This is a genomic window from Pseudomonas sp. NFPP12, from assembly GCF_900103205.1.
Taxonomy (GTDB): Bacteria; Pseudomonadota; Gammaproteobacteria; order Pseudomonadales; family Pseudomonadaceae; genus Aquipseudomonas; species Aquipseudomonas protegens.
This window is the reverse complement of the sequence record NZ_FMWW01000002.1, coordinates 592,263-609,451: the sequence shown is the minus strand read 5'-3', so window position 1 is coordinate 609,451 and position 17,189 is coordinate 592,263. Positions and strand designations below refer to the sequence as shown.

General features: G+C 61.1%; 17 protein-coding genes and 1 tRNA gene. All 18 read left to right on the top strand.

The genetic code is table 11. From position 1 onward, the window contains the following. Positions 1 to 82: 82 nt before the first annotated feature. The 18 genes from BLS75_RS10460 to BLS75_RS10375 all read left to right on the top strand — a co-directional run bounded on the left by BLS75_RS10460 (position 83) and on the right by BLS75_RS10375 (position 17,183). Positions 83 to 304, top strand: coding sequence for an FmdB family zinc ribbon protein (locus tag BLS75_RS10460; protein ID WP_010457489.1), 222 nt, complete (start codon positions 83 to 85; stop codon positions 302 to 304). A gap of 95 nt (positions 305 to 399) precedes the next feature. After that, positions 400 to 2,175 (top strand): aspartate--tRNA ligase, encoded by a 1,776-nt coding sequence (gene aspS, locus BLS75_RS10455; RefSeq protein ID WP_011063022.1) that lies wholly within the window; start codon positions 400 to 402, stop codon positions 2,173 to 2,175. 112 nt (positions 2,176 to 2,287) lie between these two features. Beyond that, on the top strand, positions 2,288 to 3,034 hold the full coding sequence (locus BLS75_RS10450; protein ID WP_011063021.1) for a YebC/PmpR family DNA-binding transcriptional regulator: 747 nt from the start codon (positions 2,288 to 2,290) through the stop codon (positions 3,032 to 3,034). Between the two features lie 129 nt (positions 3,035 to 3,163). Next, a complete protein-coding gene (ruvC, locus tag BLS75_RS10445; protein ID WP_011063020.1) occupies positions 3,164 to 3,688 on the top strand; it encodes a crossover junction endodeoxyribonuclease RuvC in 525 nt (174 codons plus the stop codon). A 114-nt stretch (positions 3,689 to 3,802) separates the two neighbouring features. Further along, entirely contained in the window at positions 3,803 to 4,411 is a 609-nt protein-coding gene (ruvA, locus tag BLS75_RS10440) for a Holliday junction branch migration protein RuvA (protein ID WP_011063019.1), read from the top strand. Beyond that, complete coding sequence (gene ruvB, locus BLS75_RS10435) at positions 4,412 to 5,470, top strand: Holliday junction branch migration DNA helicase RuvB (RefSeq protein WP_011063018.1); 1,059 nt, start codon at positions 4,412 to 4,414, stop codon at positions 5,468 to 5,470. A gap of 138 nt (positions 5,471 to 5,608) precedes the next feature. Beyond that, the gene (ybgC, locus tag BLS75_RS10430) at positions 5,609 to 6,076 is read left to right on the top strand and encodes a tol-pal system-associated acyl-CoA thioesterase (RefSeq protein ID WP_011063017.1); all 468 of its coding nucleotides are present in this window, start codon (positions 5,609 to 5,611) and stop codon (positions 6,074 to 6,076) included. Further along, entirely contained in the window at positions 6,066 to 6,761 is a 696-nt protein-coding gene (gene tolQ, locus BLS75_RS10425) for a protein TolQ (protein ID WP_011063016.1), read from the top strand. Before ybgC ends, tolQ begins: the two co-directional genes overlap by 11 nt. Before the next feature lie 13 nt (positions 6,762 to 6,774). Beyond that, positions 6,775 to 7,227, top strand: a complete 453-nt coding sequence (tolR, locus tag BLS75_RS10420; protein ID WP_011063015.1) for a protein TolR — start codon at positions 6,775 to 6,777, stop codon at positions 7,225 to 7,227. Then, positions 7,227 to 8,288 carry a cell envelope integrity protein TolA gene (gene tolA / locus BLS75_RS10415; protein ID WP_011063014.1) on the top strand — a complete coding sequence of 354 codons (1,062 nt, stop codon included), beginning with the start codon at positions 7,227 to 7,229 and terminating at the stop codon, positions 8,286 to 8,288. Before tolR ends, tolA begins: the two co-directional genes overlap by 1 nt. Before the next feature lie 17 nt (positions 8,289 to 8,305). Then, entirely contained in the window at positions 8,306 to 9,586 is a 1,281-nt protein-coding gene (tolB, locus tag BLS75_RS10410) for a Tol-Pal system beta propeller repeat protein TolB (RefSeq protein WP_015636767.1), read from the top strand. A 53-nt stretch (positions 9,587 to 9,639) separates the two neighbouring features. Further along, positions 9,640 to 10,137, top strand: a complete 498-nt coding sequence (pal, locus tag BLS75_RS10405) for a peptidoglycan-associated lipoprotein Pal (protein WP_003227510.1) — start codon at positions 9,640 to 9,642, stop codon at positions 10,135 to 10,137. A gap of 6 nt (positions 10,138 to 10,143) precedes the next feature. After that, the gene (gene ybgF / locus BLS75_RS10400) at positions 10,144 to 10,956 is read left to right on the top strand and encodes a tol-pal system protein YbgF (RefSeq protein ID WP_011063012.1); all 813 of its coding nucleotides are present in this window, start codon (positions 10,144 to 10,146) and stop codon (positions 10,954 to 10,956) included. Between the two features lie 166 nt (positions 10,957 to 11,122). Beyond that, positions 11,123 to 11,770: a 7-carboxy-7-deazaguanine synthase QueE gene (queE, locus tag BLS75_RS10395; RefSeq protein ID WP_011063011.1), complete on the top strand. Its 648-nt coding sequence runs from the start codon at positions 11,123 to 11,125 to the stop codon at positions 11,768 to 11,770. Between the two features lies 1 nt (position 11,771). Then, on the top strand, positions 11,772 to 12,461 hold the full coding sequence (gene queC, locus BLS75_RS10390) for a 7-cyano-7-deazaguanine synthase QueC (RefSeq protein ID WP_072450807.1): 690 nt from the start codon (positions 11,772 to 11,774) through the stop codon (positions 12,459 to 12,461). 63 nt (positions 12,462 to 12,524) lie between these two features. Beyond that, positions 12,525 to 12,600, top strand: a tRNA-Lys gene (locus BLS75_RS10385). Between the two features lie 449 nt (positions 12,601 to 13,049). Next, positions 13,050 to 14,288 (top strand): aspartate aminotransferase family protein, encoded by a 1,239-nt coding sequence (locus tag BLS75_RS10380; protein WP_011062908.1) that lies wholly within the window; start codon positions 13,050 to 13,052, stop codon positions 14,286 to 14,288. Between the two features lie 21 nt (positions 14,289 to 14,309). After that, complete coding sequence (locus BLS75_RS10375; RefSeq protein ID WP_072450806.1) at positions 14,310 to 17,183, top strand: AMP-binding protein; 2,874 nt, start codon at positions 14,310 to 14,312, stop codon at positions 17,181 to 17,183. The last annotated feature ends 6 nt before the right edge of the window (positions 17,184 to 17,189 follow it).

The following is a 17,189-nucleotide window of genomic DNA, read 5'->3' as shown; positions in this document are numbered from 1 at the left end:
CGCTCTTTGCTACGTAGCCCGGGCTTTGGCGTGGGCTCTGGCTGTAGTTCAAGCAGTAATCTGGATTGCCGAGACGCCCCCCATGCCCATGTACGACTATCAATGCGCTTCCTGTGGTCATCAGCTGGAAGCCATTCAAAAGATCAGCGCCGCGCCGTTGGTCGACTGCCCTGCCTGCCAGGCGCCCGAGCTGAAAAAGATGCTGTCCATGCCTGGTTTCCGCCTGAGCGGCACCGGCTGGTACGAAACCGACTTCAAGACCGGCTCCAAGAAGAACCTGGCCGGTGGCGACAAAGCTGACTAAGTTGAACGACACGCGCGAGTTCTTGCACTATCCGGCACCTTGAGGTGCGCAAGGCCTCCATCGAATTTCGAATTACGAGAAGTGAAACCACTACCATGATGCGCAGCCATTATTGCGGCCAACTGAACGAAAGCCTGGAAGGTCAGGAAGTAACCCTTTGCGGATGGGTCCACCGTCGTCGTGACCACGGCGGGGTGATCTTCCTCGATATCCGTGATCGTGAAGGTCTGGCCCAGGTGGTGTTCGACCCGGACCGCGCTGAAACCTTCGCCGCCGCCGACCGCGTGCGCAGCGAATACGTGGTCAAGATCACCGGCAAGGTACGCTTGCGTCCGGCCGGTGCCGGCAACGCCAACATGGCTTCGGGCATGATCGAAGTCCTGGGCTACGAGCTGGAAGTGCTGAACGAAGCGGAAACCCCGCCGTTCCCGCTCAACGAATACTCGGACGTGGGTGAAGAAACTCGTCTGCGCTATCGCTTCATCGACCTGCGCCGTCCGGAAATGGCCGAGAAGCTGCGCCTGCGTTCGCGCATGACCACCAGCATCCGTCGCTACCTGGACGAGAACGGTTTCCTCGACGTGGAAACCCCGATCCTGACCCGCGCCACCCCAGAGGGCGCCCGCGACTACCTGGTGCCGAGCCGCACCCACGCCGGCAGCTTCTTCGCCCTGCCGCAATCGCCACAGCTGTTCAAGCAACTGCTGATGGTGGCCGGCTTCGACCGCTACTACCAGATCGCCAAGTGCTTCCGCGACGAAGACCTGCGTGCCGACCGTCAGCCTGAGTTCACTCAGATCGACATCGAGACCAGCTTCCTCGACGAAAAAGACATCATGGGCCTGACCGAAGGCATGATCCGCAACCTGTTCAAGGAAGTGCTGGGTCTGGAATTCGGCGAATTCCCGCACATGACCTTTGAAGAGGCCATGCGTCGCTACGGTTCCGACAAGCCGGACCTGCGCAACCCGCTGGAACTGGTGGACGTTGCCGACCAGCTCAAGGAAGTGGAGTTCAAGGTGTTCAGCGGCCCGGCCAACGATCCGAAATGCCGCATCGCCGCCTTGCGCGTTCCAGGCGGGGCGAGCATGCCGCGCAAGCAGATCGACGACTACACCAAGTTTGTCGGCATCTACGGCGCCAAGGGCCTGGCCTACATCAAGGTCAACGAGCGCGCCAAAGGCGTTGAAGGCCTGCAATCGCCGATCGTCAAGAACATTCCGGAAGCCAACCTGAACGTGATCCTCGATCGCGTGGGCGCGGTCGACGGCGACATCGTGTTCTTCGGGGCCGACAAGGCCAAGATCGTCAGCGAAGCCTTGGGCGCGCTGCGTATCAAGCTCGGTCACGACCTGAACCTGCTGACGTGCGAATGGGCGCCGATGTGGGTTGTCGACTTCCCGATGTTCGAAGAGAACGACGACGGCAGCTTCACCGCCCTGCATCACCCGTTCACCGCGCCGAAGTGCTCGCCGGAAGAACTGGAAGCCAACCCGGCTACCGCTCTGTCGCGCGCCTACGACATGGTTTTGAACGGCACCGAATTGGGTGGCGGTTCGATCCGTATCCACCGCAAGGAAATGCAGCAAGCGGTATTCCGCCTGCTGGGCATCAGCGAAGCGGAACAGGAAGAGAAGTTCGGCTTCCTGCTGGACGCCCTCAAGTACGGCGCGCCGCCGCACGGTGGCCTGGCCTTCGGCCTGGACCGCCTGGTGATGCTGATGACCGGCGCCCAGTCGATCCGCGAAGTGATCGCCTTCCCGAAAACCCAGAGCGCGGCCTGCGTCATGACTCAGGCACCGGGTCTGGTGGATGCCAAGGCTCTGCGCGAGCTGCACATCCGCCTGCGCGAACAGCCCAAGGCTGAATAAGCCGGCCCGTTAAGGCGCACCTTCGGGTGCGCTTTTTCTATGGGTCGAGTTTTTGTTGCCCGCACCCGCCATGCGGCGTGGGCAATGTTTCAAAGAGAATTTGGAGCAAGTTATGGCAGGTCATTCCAAGTGGGCGAACATCAAGCACCGCAAAGAGCGTCAGGATGCCAAGAGAGGCAAGATCTTCACCAAGTGGATTCGTGAGCTGACTGTCGCGGCCCGTCAGGGCGGCGGCGATCCCAACTCCAACCCACGCCTGCGCCTGGCCCTGGACAAGGCCCTGGGGGCCAACATGAGCCGTGACATCATCGACCGGGCCATCGCCCGTGGCACCGGCGCTGCCGGCAGCGACGATGTGGTCGAGCTGACCTATGAAGGCTACGGCCCCAACGGCGTGGCGGTGATGGTCGAGTGCATGACCGACAACCGCAACCGCACCGCGGCAGCTGTTCGTCATGCCTTCAGCAAGTGTGGCGGCAACCTGGGTACCGACGGTTCGGTGGCCTACCTGTTCGAGCGCAAGGGGCAGATCACCTTCGCCGAAGGTGTCGATGAAGACGCCTTGATGGAAGCGGCGATGGAAGCCGATGCCGACGATGTGGTCAGCAACGAAGACGGTTCGATCGACGTGTTCACCTCGTTCGCCGGTTTCTATGGCGTGCGCAATGCCTTGGAAGCGGCGGGTTTTACTGCTGCGGACGCGGAAATCGTCATGCTGCCGACCACCAGTGCCGAACTGGACCTGGAAGGCGCCGAGAAGGTCCTCAAGCTGATCGACATGCTGGAAGACCTGGATGATGTGCAGAACGTCTATTCCAACGCGGATATTCCCGAGTCGGTCGCCGAGCAACTCGGCTGATTCAACTGCACTAACCTTGAGGCCGGAGGTGCGAAGCCGTGATCATTGCGCGGCAGGGCGCTTCCGGCTTCTGCCTTTTCGCTGTTCCGGTCCTGGCCGGCAAGCCTCTTTATTCAAGCAGCAGGCGTTATGACTCTTATTCTTGGCATCGACCCCGGTTCGCGCATTACCGGTTATGGCGTGGTTCGAGACACGGGGCGCGGCTGTGTGTACGTGGCCTCTGGCTGTATCCGTACCGGGGCTGGCGAGCTGCCCGACCGGCTGCAGATCGTCTATCGGGGGGTGCGTGAAGTGATCCAGACCTACGGTCCGGTGACCATGGGGATCGAGAAGGTGTTCATGGCGCGCAACGCCGACTCGGCGCTCAAGCTCGGCCAGGCGCGGGGGGCAGCGATCGTTGCCGGTGCCGAAGAGGGGCTGGAGATTGCCGAGTACACCGCCACCCAGGTCAAGCAGGCCGTGGCCGGCACTGGCGGGGCCAACAAGGAACAGGTGCAGATGATGGTCATGCACCTGCTCAAGCTGACCACCAAGCCGCAGATCGATGCCTCGGACGCCCTGGCCATTGCCATCTGTCACGCTCATACCCGTTCCAGCCTGCTGCCCCATGGTCTGGGGACAGCACGCAGTCGTGGCGGCCGCCTGCGTCTCTGATAGCATCAGCGCAGTCATTTTAGGGGTTGAGCGTTTTGCGCCTGGGTAGCCGGCGCAGACGCTCGCCCAACGAGTCGCCAGCTGCGGGCTGGCCATCGCCTAAGGATCTGAAACGTGATTGGACGCTTGCGCGGCACCCTGGCTGAGAAACAGCCGCCGCACCTGATTCTTGATGTAAACGGGCTGGGATATGAAGTCGAAGTGCCGATGACCACCCTGTATCGCCTGCCGTCGGTCGGCGAGCCCCTGACCCTGCACACCCATTTGGTCGTCCGCGAGGATGCGCAGTTACTCTACGGTTTTGCCAGCAAGCGCGAGCGAGACTTTTTCCGCGAGTTGATCCGTCTCAATGGTGTGGGCCCGAAACTGGCCCTGGCGTTGATGTCCAGCCTTGAGGTGGATGAGCTGGTGCGTTGCGTGCAGGCCCAGGATACCTCGGCCCTGACCAAGGTGCCCGGAGTCGGCAAGAAGACCGCCGAGCGCCTGCTGGTGGAACTCAAGGACCGTTTCAAGGCCTGGGAAGCCGTGCCGAGCATGTTCGCCCTGGTGCCGAACCAGCCGGATGCGCCGGCGCCAGTGGCCAGTGCCGAGTCGGACGCGGTCAGCGCGCTGATCTCCCTGGGCTACAAGCCGCAGGAAGCCAGCAAGGCCGTATCCGCGATCAAAGACAAAGGCTTGAGCAGTGAAGACATGATCCGCCGAGCCCTGAAGGGAATGATTTAAGTGATTGAAGCCGACCGTCTGATCGCCGCCACGGGCCCCCGTGAGCGCGAGGAAATCCAGGACCGGGCGATTCGTCCGGTCAGCCTGGCCGACTACATCGGCCAGCCTAGCGTGCGCGAGCAGATGGAGCTGTTCATCCAGGCCGCCCGTGGGCGCAACGAGTCCCTGGACCACACCCTGATCTTCGGTCCCCCGGGCCTGGGCAAGACCACCCTGGCCAACATCATCGCCGAGGAAATGGGGGTGTCGATCAAGAGTACGTCCGGCCCGGTGCTGGAGCGCCCTGGTGATCTGGCGGCCTTGCTGACCAATCTTGAGCCTCACGACGTACTGTTCATCGACGAGATTCACCGGCTTTCGCCGATTGTCGAAGAAGTGCTGTACCCGGCCATGGAAGATTTCCAGCTCGACATCATGATCGGCGAAGGCCCTGCGGCGCGCTCGATCAAGCTCGATCTGCCGCCGTTCACCCTAGTGGGGGCAACCACGCGTGCGGGGATGCTGACCAACCCGCTGCGGGACCGCTTCGGCATCGTCCAGCGCCTGGAGTTCTACAGCACTGCGGACCTGGCAACCATTGTCAGCCGTTCCGCCGGCATTCTTGGTTTGCCCCTGGATCCGGAAGGCGCCTTCGAGGTCGCGCGCCGTGCCCGGGGCACTCCGCGGATCGCCAACCGTCTGCTGCGTCGGGTGCGGGATTTCGCCGAGGTGCGGGCCAAGGGGCATATCACCAAACCGATCGCCGACCTGGCGTTGAACCTGCTGGACGTCGATGAGCGTGGCTTCGACCACCAGGACCGACGTCTATTGCTGACCATGATCGAGAAGTTCGACGGCGGGCCGGTGGGGGTCGATAGCCTGGCCGCGGCCATCAGTGAAGAGCGCCATACCATCGAGGATGTACTGGAGCCGTACCTGATCCAGCAGGGCTATATCATGCGCACCCCCCGTGGCCGTGTGGTGACCCGGCATGCCTACCTGCACTTCGGTCTTAACATTCCGTCACGAATGGGGGACATGCCCGTGGTAGACGAATTCCTCGATGCCGTGGACGATTAATAACCCGCTCTTTGTCGATTTATTCGGGGTTTGTGCTGTCCTAGGGACTGGCATGGTTAAAACATCACGAAAAGTCGTAGAAGAATGAAAAAACAGTTGCCTGGCCGGATTGGCAACCTGAGGAGTAAGCACTAGAGTATGCGCGCGCAAAACGGGCTTGAGCCGTTCGCACATCGTTGTCGCGTTTATTACGAGGACACCGATGCCGGCGGCATCGTGTATTACGTTAATTACCTTAAGTTTATGGAGCGGGCTCGAACCGAGCGGCTACGACACCTGGGCTTTGCCCAGTCGCAGCTGGTGGGGGAGAACCTGTTATTTGTCGTGCACTCCAGCGAAGCGCGTTACCACGCGCCGGCGCGACTGGACGACGAACTTCTGGTCAGTGCCCAAGTTACCGAATTGAACCGGGTCAGCCTGCGCTTCACTCAGCAGGTCAGGCGAGCCAAAGACAATGCACTGCTCTGTGAAGGGCAGTTCCTGGTGGCCTGTGTGCGCGCCGACAATTTCAAACCCCGCGCCATTCCAGACGCTCTGCGTACGGCCTTTGCCGACGAGAGCAGCGCGGGTACACACTCAGAGCAGGAGATAAAGCGTGGAAGCTAACGTCGTCGACCATTCCTCCATGTGGAGCCTGGTCAGCAATGCCAGCGTTGTAGTGCAGTTGGTAATGCTGACCCTGGTTGCCGCATCGGTGACTTCATGGATCATGATCTTTCAGCGCAGCAACCTGCTGCGTGCCGGTCGACGTGCCCTGGAGAGCTTCGAAGAGCGCTTCTGGTCCGGTATCGACCTGTCCAAGCTGTACCGCCAGGCGGGCAGCAACCCTGATCCGGATTCCGGCGTGGAGCAGATCTTCCGTGCCGGTTTCAAGGAGTTCTCCCGCCTGCGCCAGCAACCGGGTGTCGATCCTGAAGCGGTCATGGAAGGCGTGGCCCGTGCCATGCGCGTAGCGATTTCCCGCGAAGAAGAAAAGCTCGAGCAGAGCCTGCCGTTCCTCGCCACTGTCGGTTCCGTCAGCCCGTACATCGGCCTGTTCGGTACCGTCTGGGGGATCATGAACTCCTTCCGCGGCCTGGCTCAGGCCCAGCAAGCGACCCTGGCTACCGTAGCCCCGGGTATCGCCGAAGCACTGATTGCCACGGCCATCGGCCTGTTCGCGGCCATCCCGGCGGTGATCGCCTACAACCGCTTCGCCGCTCGTGGCGAGACGCTGATCAGCCGTTACTACACCTTCGCCGACGAGTTCCAGGCGATCCTGCACCGTAAAGTGCACACCAGCGAAGAGTGAGCAGGTAAAACCCATGGCCCGAGTTCGCCACAAACGCAAGCCGGTTGCCGAGATGAACGTGGTGCCTTACATCGACGTGATGTTGGTACTGCTGGTTATCTTCATGGTGACCGCGCCGATGCTCAACCAGGGCGTGAAAGTTGACCTGCCCAAGGTTTCCAGCGAAGCCTTGCCCCAGGACAACAACACCCAGGTGCTGACCATCTCGATCAAGGCTGACAAGACCTACTACTGGAACCTTGGCAGCGAAGTCGACACCGAAAAGCAACAGGACAAGGCGATGACCTTGCCGCAGATGACCGACGCGGTGACCAAGATCATCCGTGCCGGCAATGAAGGCGGCAAGCACACCCAGGTGTTCATTCGCGGTGATAAATCCGTCGACTACGGCGCCGTGATGGGTGCCATGGGCGGCCTGCAGAAAGCCGGAGTCGGTAACGTTGGCCTGATTACCGAGGCGCCCTGATGCACCAACAGCGAGAGCCGTCCGCCTCGGAAAGCTACTTCTGGCCTAGTGTCTGGGCAATTGCCCTGCACGTGCTGGTGTTTGGCATGCTGTTCGTCAGCTTTGCCATGACCCCGGAACTGCCCCCGGCCAAGCCGATCGTTCAAGCGACCCTGTACCAGCTCAAATCCAAGAGTCCGGCAACCACCCAGACCAATCACAAGATTGCGGGTGAGGCGAAGAAATCCGCCGCGCGCCAGACCGAAGCCGAACAGTTGGAGCAGAAGAAGGTCGAGCAGGAAGAGATCAAGGCCGCGGAACAAAAGAAAGAAGAGGCTGCTCAAAAAGCCGAGGAAGCGAAAAAGGCCGATGAGGCCAAGAAAGCCGATGAGGCGAAGAAGGCGGATGACGCCAAGAAGGCCGCAGAAGCGAAAAAGGCTGAAGAGAAACAATTGGCTGATATAGCCAAGAAGAAATCCGAAGAAGAAGCCAAGAAAGCTGCTGAAGAAGAGGCCAAGAAAAAGGCCGCTGAAGAAGCGAAGAAGAAAATCGTCGAAGACGCGAAGAAGAAAGCCGCGGAAGACGCGAAGAAAAAAGCTGAAGCAGACGAGGCGAAGAAAAAGATCGCCGAGGATGCCAAGAAGAAAGCTGCTGCCGACGCTGCGAAGAAGAAGGCCCAGGAAGCAGCGCGCAAATCTGCCGAAGAGAAAAAGGCCCAGGCCCTGGCGGACTTGCTGTCCGATAAGCCGGAGCGTGAAGCCACCAAGTCGGATGAGGTGGGTGACAGTGTCGCAGGCAGTTTCGATGACCTGATTCGCATTCGTGCGGCGGAAGGCTGGGCTCGTCCTCCTTCGGCGCGCAAGGGCATGACGGTGGAACTGCGGATCGGCATGTTGCCTGATGGCACGGTGACCACGGTCAGCGTGATCAAGTCCAGTGGTGATGGTCCGTTCGACGCTTCGGCGGTGGCGGCAGTCAAGAACATTGGGCGTTTGACAGAAATGCAGGGTTTGAGTCCGAAGGATTTCGCGCCCTATCGTTCATTCAAGATGACATTCACACCTGAGGATCTAGCCTTGTGAGAAACCTTCTTCGAGGAATGCTTGTCGTTATTTGCTGTATGGCAGGGATAGCGGCAGCGGATGAAAAAAACATTCTGGTCACCAGTGGCAGTGATCGGGCGACGCCGATTGCGGTAGTGCCGTTTGGCTGGCAGGGCGGCAGCGTGCTGCCGGACGACATGGCACAGATCATCGGTGATGACCTGCGCAACTCGGGTTACTACGCACCGATTCCAAAGCAGAACATGATCAGCTTGCCGACTCAGGCCAGCGAAGTCATTTTCCGCGACTGGAAAGCCCTGGGCGCCCAGTACGTGATGGTCGGCAGCATTGTTCCAGCCGGCGGTCGCCTGCAGGTGCAGTACGCGCTGTTCAACGTCGCGACCGAGCAGCAAGTGCTGACCGGCAGCGTGTCGGGTAGCGTTGATCAACTGCGGGACATGTCGCACTACATTTCCGACCAGTCCTTTGAAAAACTCACCGGCATCAAGGGGGCGTTCTCTACGCGCCTGCTGTATGTGACGGCTGAGCGTTTCTCGGTGAACAACACCCGTTACACCCTGCAGCGTTCGGACTACGACGGTGCTCGGGCGGTAACCCTGTTGCAGTCTCGCGAGCCGATCCTGTCGCCGCGCTTTGCTCCGGATGGCAAGCGCATTGCGTACGTGTCGTTCGAACAGAAGCGCCCACGCATCTTCGTCCAGCACATCGATACCGGGCGTCGTGAGCAGATCACCAACTTCGAAGGCCTGAACGGCGCTCCAGCCTGGTCGCCAGATGGCACCCGCCTGGCGTTCGTGCTGTCCAAGGACGGAAACCCGGATATCTATGTGATGAACATGGCGTCCCGGCAGATCAGTCGCGTCACCAGTGGCCCGGGCATCAACACCGAACCGTTCTGGGGCAAGGATGGTTCCACCATCTATTTCACCTCCGACCGTGGCGGCAAGCCGCAAGTCTATAAAAGCAATATCAATGGCGGTGGCGCTGAGCGTGTGACCTTTATTGGTAACTACAACGCCAACCCGAAACTTTCTGCTGACGAAAAGACCCTGGTAATGATTCACCGCCAGGATGGTTTCACCAACTTCCGGGTAGCGGCTCAGGATTTGCAGCGCGGTAGCGTAAAAATCCTTACAGACACTAACCTTGATGAGTCAGCTACTGTTGCGCCCAACGGCACCATGGTAATCTACGCCACCCGCCAGCAGGGCCGGGGAGTCTTGATGCTCGTGTCCATTAATGGACGTGTGAGGCTCCCGCTTCCTACCGCTCAAGGCGAAGTCAGAGAACCGTCCTGGTCCCCTTACCTGAACTGACGCGGCGCTACAATGTTTCACTTAACACACTGGGGTTCATTAGGAGTTTCACGATGGAAATGTTGAAGTTTGGTAAGTTTGCTGCGCTGGCTCTGGCCATGGCTGTGGCTGTAGGTTGCTCCTCCAAAGGCGGCGACAATGCCGGTGAAGGCGCTGTTGATCCAAACGCTGGTTACGGCGCTAACACCGGTGCTGTTGATGGCTCCCTGAGCGAAGAAGCTGCTCTGCGCGCAATCACCACCTTCTACTTCGAATACGACAGCTCGGACCTGAAGCCAGAAGCCATGCGCGCTCTGGACGTTCACGCCAAAGACCTGAAAGCAAACGGCGCTCGCGTTGTTCTGGAAGGCAACACCGACGAACGTGGTACTCGTGAGTACAACATGGCTCTGGGCGAGCGTCGTGCTAAAGCCGTTCAGCGCTACCTGGTTCTGCAGGGCGTTTCCCCTGCACAGCTGGAGCTGGTTTCCTACGGTAAAGAGCGTCCAGTTGCTACTGGCCACGACGAGCAGTCCTGGGCTCAAAACCGTCGCGTCGAACTGCGTAAGTAATTCGTCATGCGAACGTGCCGTCGTGCTGTAACTATTTTGGCTCTCAGTCTCACGCCGCTTGCGGCGTGGTCTGCGGTTCCTGTGGTCGATAACAACTCCGGCTATAACAATAGCGGGAGCAGTTATCCGCCAGCAGGTTATGGCACGAACGGCGCCTATGCCGGGGGAGGGGTTTCGACCCCTGTCTCGGCACAGGGCGAGCTGTTCCAGCAACTGCAGCAAATGCAGGAACAGATTGCACGCCAACAGGGTGTGATCGAAGTTCTGCAAAATGATGTAGCGCGGATGAAGCAAGAAAGCCTGGAGCGTTACCAGGATCTTGATCGACGCATAGGAAGCGGTGTCGCACCTGCCGCAACTCCTGAGAATTCTTCTGCCGGTGGCGATAACAGCGCTGCCGGTGCCGCTGCTCAGGCGCCAGCCGCCAGTAGCGAACCCGGTGATCCGGCCAAGGAAAAGCTCTACTACGATGCTGCCTTCGACCTGATCAAGGCCAAGGATTTCGACAAGGCCAGCCAGGCCTTCTCGGCATTCCTGCGCAAGTACCCCAACAGCCAGTACGCCGGCAATGCCCAGTACTGGTTGGGTGAAGTGAACCTGGCCAAAGGCGACCTGCAAGGCGCGGGCCAGGCATTTGCCAAGGTTTCCCAGCTGTATCCCAAGCACGCCAAGGTGCCGGATTCGCTGTACAAGCTGGCTGACGTAGAGCGACGTCTCGGTCACACCGACCGGGTCAAGGGCATCCTGCAGCAGGTGGTGGCCCAGTATCCGGGCACCTCCGCCGCTCAGTTGGCCCAACGGGACCTGCAGCGCATGTAAGTGCGTTGGCCTCCGTTACAAGAAACCCGCGCTTGTCGCGGGTTTTTTCGTTAGAATCCATGCCCTTTTTCTGAAACACGCTTCCTGGGATCTGCGCGATGGCGGGGTTCCTTGAAGTGCCTGACGGAGGCGGACAGCCTGTTTAGCTGTTACGCCCGTGGCGACTATGCAAGACACATTGAGAATCACCGAAGTTTTCTACTCGTTGCAGGGGGAAACTCGGACTGCCGGGCTGCCCACGGTTTTTGTGCGCCTGACCGGTTGCCCGTTGCGTTGCCAATACTGCGACAGTGCCTACGCGTTCAGCGGCGGTAGCCAGCGGACCCTCGATAGCCTGCTAGAGCAGGTTGCCGGTTTCCGCCCTCGCTACGTCTGCGTCACTGGTGGCGAGCCTCTGGCCCAGCCCAATGCCATTCCCTTGCTCCAGCACTTGTGCGATGCCGGCTACGAGGTCTCGCTGGAAACCAGCGGTGCCCTGGATATCTCTGCGGTGGACCCGCGCGTCAGCCGGATCCTTGATCTCAAGACTCCCGGCTCCAAGGAAGCGCACCGCAACCGCTACGAGAATATCGAGCTGCTGACCGCCAACGACCAGGTCAAGTTTGTCATCTGCTCCCGCGAGGACTATGACTGGGCGGTGTCCAAGCTGATCCAGTACGGTCTTGAGCGACGCGCCGGCGAAGTGCTGTTTTCGCCCAGCCACCATGACTTGAATGCACGAGACCTGGCGGACTGGATCGTCGCCGACAACCTGCCAGTACGTCTGCAACTGCAGCTGCATAAATACCTGTGGAATGACGAGCCGGGGCGCTGACATGACTGAACAAGCATCGAGTGAAAAGCGTGCCGTGATCCTGCTGTCCGGTGGCCTGGACTCTGCCACCGTGGTGGCCATGGCTCGCGCCGAAGGCTACCGCTGCTACACCATGAGCTTCGATTACGGCCAGCGCCATCGGGCCGAGTTGCACGCCGCCGAGCGCGTGGCCCGGGACCTCGGTGTGGTGGAGCACAAGGTGATCGGCCTGAACCTCAACGGTATTGGCGGCTCGGCACTGACTGATAGCACCATCGAGGTGCCAGAGGCGCCGGGGGAGGGCATTCCTGTCACCTACGTGCCGGCGCGCAACACCGTCTTCCTGTCCCTGGCCCTGGGCTGGGCGGAAGTCCTGCACGCGCGGGATATCTTCATCGGTGTCAATGCGGTGGATTATTCCGGTTACCCGGATTGCCGTCCCGAGTTCGTCGAAGCCTTCGAGCGCATGGCCAACCTGGCGACCAAGGCCGGTGTCGAAGGGCAGGGCTTTCGTATCCAGGCGCCGCTGCAGAACCTCAGCAAGGCCGAGATCATCCAGGCCGGGGTGCGCCTGGGGGTTGATTACGGGCTGACGGTTTCCTGCTATCAGGCAGACGATAGCGGCCAAGCGTGCGGCAAATGTGACAGCTGCCGTTTGCGTGCTGAAGGCTTCAGGGCGGCCGGAATCAGTGATCCAACACCTTATTTTTGATTTTTTTCATATAGGGTGTTGAATTCCCGTTAGAAATCAGTATTATACGCGCCACCACACAGCGGGTCGTTAGCTCAGTTGGTAGAGCAGTTGGCTTTTAACCAATTGGTCGTAGGTTCGAATCCCACACGACCCACCATATTTGGCGGTTTAGAAAATCCGGAAGGCCCACGAAAGTGAGGATTTCCGGGTTTTTTTTTTGCCTTGAAAAAACCTTGATCCCGCCACTCAACTGCTCAGCTTGCCTTCTTCTCACTGCTTGAGTATCAACTCTTCTGCAGAGGCTGGCCTTTTGCCGGTAGCCGGGCTCATCTCTAAAAACCTTGATAAATTCAGGGGCTTTATCTGAATTCCCCCTTTTTTTCAGGGGTTATCGCTTTAAATTCAGAATAAGTGCGGGGCTCGTTGACAGCGCAAATGCCTCCCGCGTAAATCTTGCCGCCATTGCCGACAGGGGTTGCGTCCCTGGCAAGGAGAACACATACCAGGGTCGGTAACTTCGCAGTCAGCAGGGCTTTGCCCTGCCTGTACGAATCTGTCCCTGAGTCTGTGCGTGAGTCACAAGCCCGGCTTACTCAAGGTGACAGGATGTTCACAGAAGCAGTTGCAATATCCGTTAGGCGCAGTGCCCCCTCCAGCCCTTCCGTCATTCGTGGCAAGGGGTGCTTTCTCTACGATGAGCAGGGCAAATCCTTTCTCGACATGTCCGGTGGCAGCGGTGCCGCCAACCTGGGTTATCAGCGCGATGACCTGGTCGAAGTCCTCAAGCGTCAATCCGAACTGCTGATCCATACCGGTTGGAACATCGACAACCCGCAGCGCCATGAAGTGGTCGCCAAGCTGGAGGGGCTGGTGCCCTATGCGCAGGCTTCGGTGTTTGGCGCGGTCACCGGTGCCGAGGCAATCGAGGTGGCGCTGAAAATCGCCCGCGCCGCTACCGGACGCCAGGGCGTGGTGTATTTCCACAATTCCTTCCATGGCAAGACCCAGGGCGCCTTGTCGGTGACCTCCAACCGCGGTTTTCGCAAGCACCTGGCCGGTGGCGACAGCCTGCAACTGACCGCCCTGGCCCTGGACTATGACGCCGACCAGGACCCGGCCCTGGCCGCCTTGTGGCGCGAGCAACTGGCCGAGGATCTGCGCCAGGCGCAGCAGGCCAATTGCTTGCCCGCGGCGCTGATCATCGAGCCGATCCAGGCAGCGGAGGGCATGTATCCGGTGCCTCTGGCGTTGCTCGAAGCGATTGTCGAACTGGGCAGGACCTTCGGCGTGATCACCATATTCGATGAGATCTACACCGGTTTTGGCCGCACCGGGACGCCATTTTTCAGCAACCCGCAACTGCTGCCGGACCTGTTGGTGCTGGGCAAGGCCCTGGGCAATGGCTTGCCGATTTCCGCGGTGGTGGGACGCCCGGAACTGGTGGACTGCCTGGGCTATGCCGAGCATTCCTCCACCTTCACCCTGATGCCGCTGGCCTGTGCCGTGGCTTCCAAGGTGCTGGATATCTACCACCAGGAACAGCCCTGGCAGTGGGCGGCGAGTAACGGCGCGTACCTGCGCCAGGCCCTGGAAGGCCTGGGGGCCCAGGACGCGCGAGTGGTCAATGTGCGCGGCCGCGGCATGATGCTCGCCTTCGATTTCGAGGGCCAGGGCCAGGGCGCTGATGTACTGGCGCTGCGCAACCGGCTGCTGGAGCACGGGGTGATCGTGCGCACCGGCGGGCGCAATCCGGCGACGGTCAAGCTGACCCCGCCACTGAGCATCTCCCAGCAGGAAATCCAGGCATTCATGCAGACGCTGCAGGGCGTTTGTCGCTCCCTCTAATAACAACAAGGCAGGGATATCATGTTGCAGGCTTTTACCCGCATGGCGGGTACCGATGTTGCGGGTGTCATCGATGTCCAGGGCAGCCTTGGCGTTGCCGCGCTCGACCAGTTGCGCGAGGGGGTCAGCGCCGAGCTGCAAGGGCTGCCGGAGCCGGCGCTGGCGCTGTATGCCAGCCATGGCCGGGCCATGTATGCGGCGTTGATCGCGGCCTTGTCCGCCGCCCGGCGAGTGGTGTTCATCGACCCGGCGAGCAACCTCGACGAGTTGATGCCGGTGCTCCAGCACCTAGGCGTGAACCTGGTCCTCAATGGCACGACACGGCCTGGTTCACAACTGACCCGTTCCTTGCCGGTGCTCGACCTGCAGCACCTGCAACCCCGGCCCGTGCCCCCTGGCCGGGAATACCCGTTGCGTTGCCAGGACTACGTGATCTTCACCAGCGGCTCCACTGGCGAGCCCAAGGCCATAGTGCAGCGCATCGAGGCCCTGGGCCGGCACATCGACAACTACATCGGCTATGTTGGAATCGGCCCCGGGCAGCGTGTGCTGCAACTGGCTTCCGCGGGGTGGGACGCCGGCCTGATGGACATCTTCGCCAGCCTGAAGACTGGCGCCACCCTGTGCAGCCTCAACCCGCGGGAGCATGACTTCGCCGCAGTCGAGGCGCTGATCGCCGAACATGACATCGATGTGTTGCATATGACGGTGCCCTATCTGCGTGCCTTCTACAGCGATGCGAGTGCCATCTATGCCCGGCCCAAGCAACTGGTGATCGGCGGCGAGATCATCCACCCCTCGGACATCCAGCGCTTCAACCACGCCTTTGCCCCAGGTTCGCAACTGTTCAACGCCTACGGGCCGACCGAGTGCACCACCGCGCTCTACGCCTGCATCGACCAGGGGCAGACGCTGCAGGACCCGACCTGGGCCCTGGACCGGCCGGTGGAAGGTGTCACCCTGGACATTGCCAAGGAACCGGGGCAGCCCTACGGCGATGGGGTGGGTGAACTGCTGCTCTATTCTTCCCTGGTGGCCCGGCGCCTGGACCCGGCCAGCGGGCTGATCGTCGAGCTGACCCAGCCCAGCCTCCTGGACTCGCAGCGCCAGTGCTACGCCACCGGTGATCTGGCGTGCCGCCAGCCCGATGGCGCCATACGCCTGCTGGGGCGCAAGGATTCCATCGTCAAGATCAACGGGCAGAAGGTCAGCCTGGTCCAGGTGGAATCGGAGCTCAAGGCTCTGGCCCAGGTACGGGAAGCCTGTGTGATCGCCCATCAGGCCGGGGACAACCTGGCCCTGGTGGCCTTTGTCATTGCCCGTGACGCCAGCCTTGGCGAAGACCTCCTGCGTCAGGCCGCCAGGGCCGCACTGCCGGCGCACCGGGTGCCGGCGCGCTTCCTGCTGGTGGAGCGTTTTGCCTTGAACCGCAACAACAAGATCGACCGGCAGGCGTTGGCGCAACTGGCTGCCCGTGCCATGGCGGCGCCGGAGCCGGCACAGGCCGCACCGGAGCCTTTCTGGCAAGCCATCGGCCAGGTACTTGGCGGGCAGAGCCCGGACCGGGCCAAGAGCTTTATCGACAATGGCGGCGATTCGCTGCGGGCCTTGCAAGTGGTTGCCACGCTGAAGAGAAAGGGCCTGGTGCTGGACCTGGAAGAGTTGCTGTCGGATCAGGCCCTGGGGCAATTGCCGGTACACGCGGCGGCGGCCAAGGCCCGGCCCGGGGTTTCCCGGCCGCAGGTCGAGGGCCTGCCCAATCGCCGCTTCCTGCTGAGCCGCGGCATCAGCGACCTGGATCACTGGAATCAGGCCCTGGTGCTGGACATAGCCGCCGGCCAGGAGCCACAGCGAGTCAGCCAGGCGCTGCGGGCAATTTTCCGCCATCACTTTATCGAGGCGGGCGTTCAGGATCAGGGGCTGCAGCCCGCCGGGACGGATCTGCAGCAAGCGGTGCAGCGGACCTGCGCAGCCATCTCTCTGAGCCAGGGGCAACTCTTCTGCTTCAGCCAGCAACAGGATGCCGCTGGCCATCACCTGATCATTGCCGGGCACCAGTTCCAGGTCGATCGCTACTCCTGGATGCTGCTGGTTTCCGAGCTGGACGAATGCCTGGGGCAGGGCCTGGAGTGCATGCAAAGCTGGCCGCGGCCGACGGCCTTCGAGGAGTGGCAGCAGAGCTACCAGCGCGAGCATGCCGCGGCGACCCATGAAGCGTTCTGGGAAGCCCTGCCCTGGGGCCGCTGCGCGCAGTTGACCGGGCAGCGCCCCGAGTTTCCCCGGCGCGAGGCCTTTCGGCGAGCCGAACTGTGCCTGGGGCTGGTCCGCGACCTGCCGCAGTGGGCCCAGGGTGTGGCCGAGACCAGCCAGTTGCTGCTGGCGGCCATCCTGCGCGCCATGAGCCAGAGCGATGACAACCCGTTCCAGAAAGTCCATTTGCTCGACCATGGGCGGGCCCTGGACAAGAGCGGCGCCGAGCTCAACAGCGTGTTCGGCTGGCTGACGGTGATCTACCCCCTGGTGCTGCAAGTTGCCAGCCTGGAGCTGGAGCAGATCGCCAGGGAAATCAAGGTCGGCCAGCAAGCCAGCCAGGGCATTGCCCACAGCTTCGGCAACCGTTATTTCGCCACGCCCGAGGCCGAGCGCCTCAAGGGCCTGTTCGATTGCGGCTACAGCTACAACTTCCTGGGCGCCGTGGAGAACCCGCCCGGGGCCCGGGTCGGCGTGCATCCCTTGAGCCTGCAACTGATGCAGGGCAGCCCCAGCCATCACCTGGAGTTCACCGGCTACCTGGCCGCGGGCCAGTTGCTGCTGAAAATCGACTATGACCCGCAGGTCTTCGGCGAAGAACGCCTGGAGTCGCTGCTGACCGGGATCACCGCTGCCTTGAGCTAGAGAAAC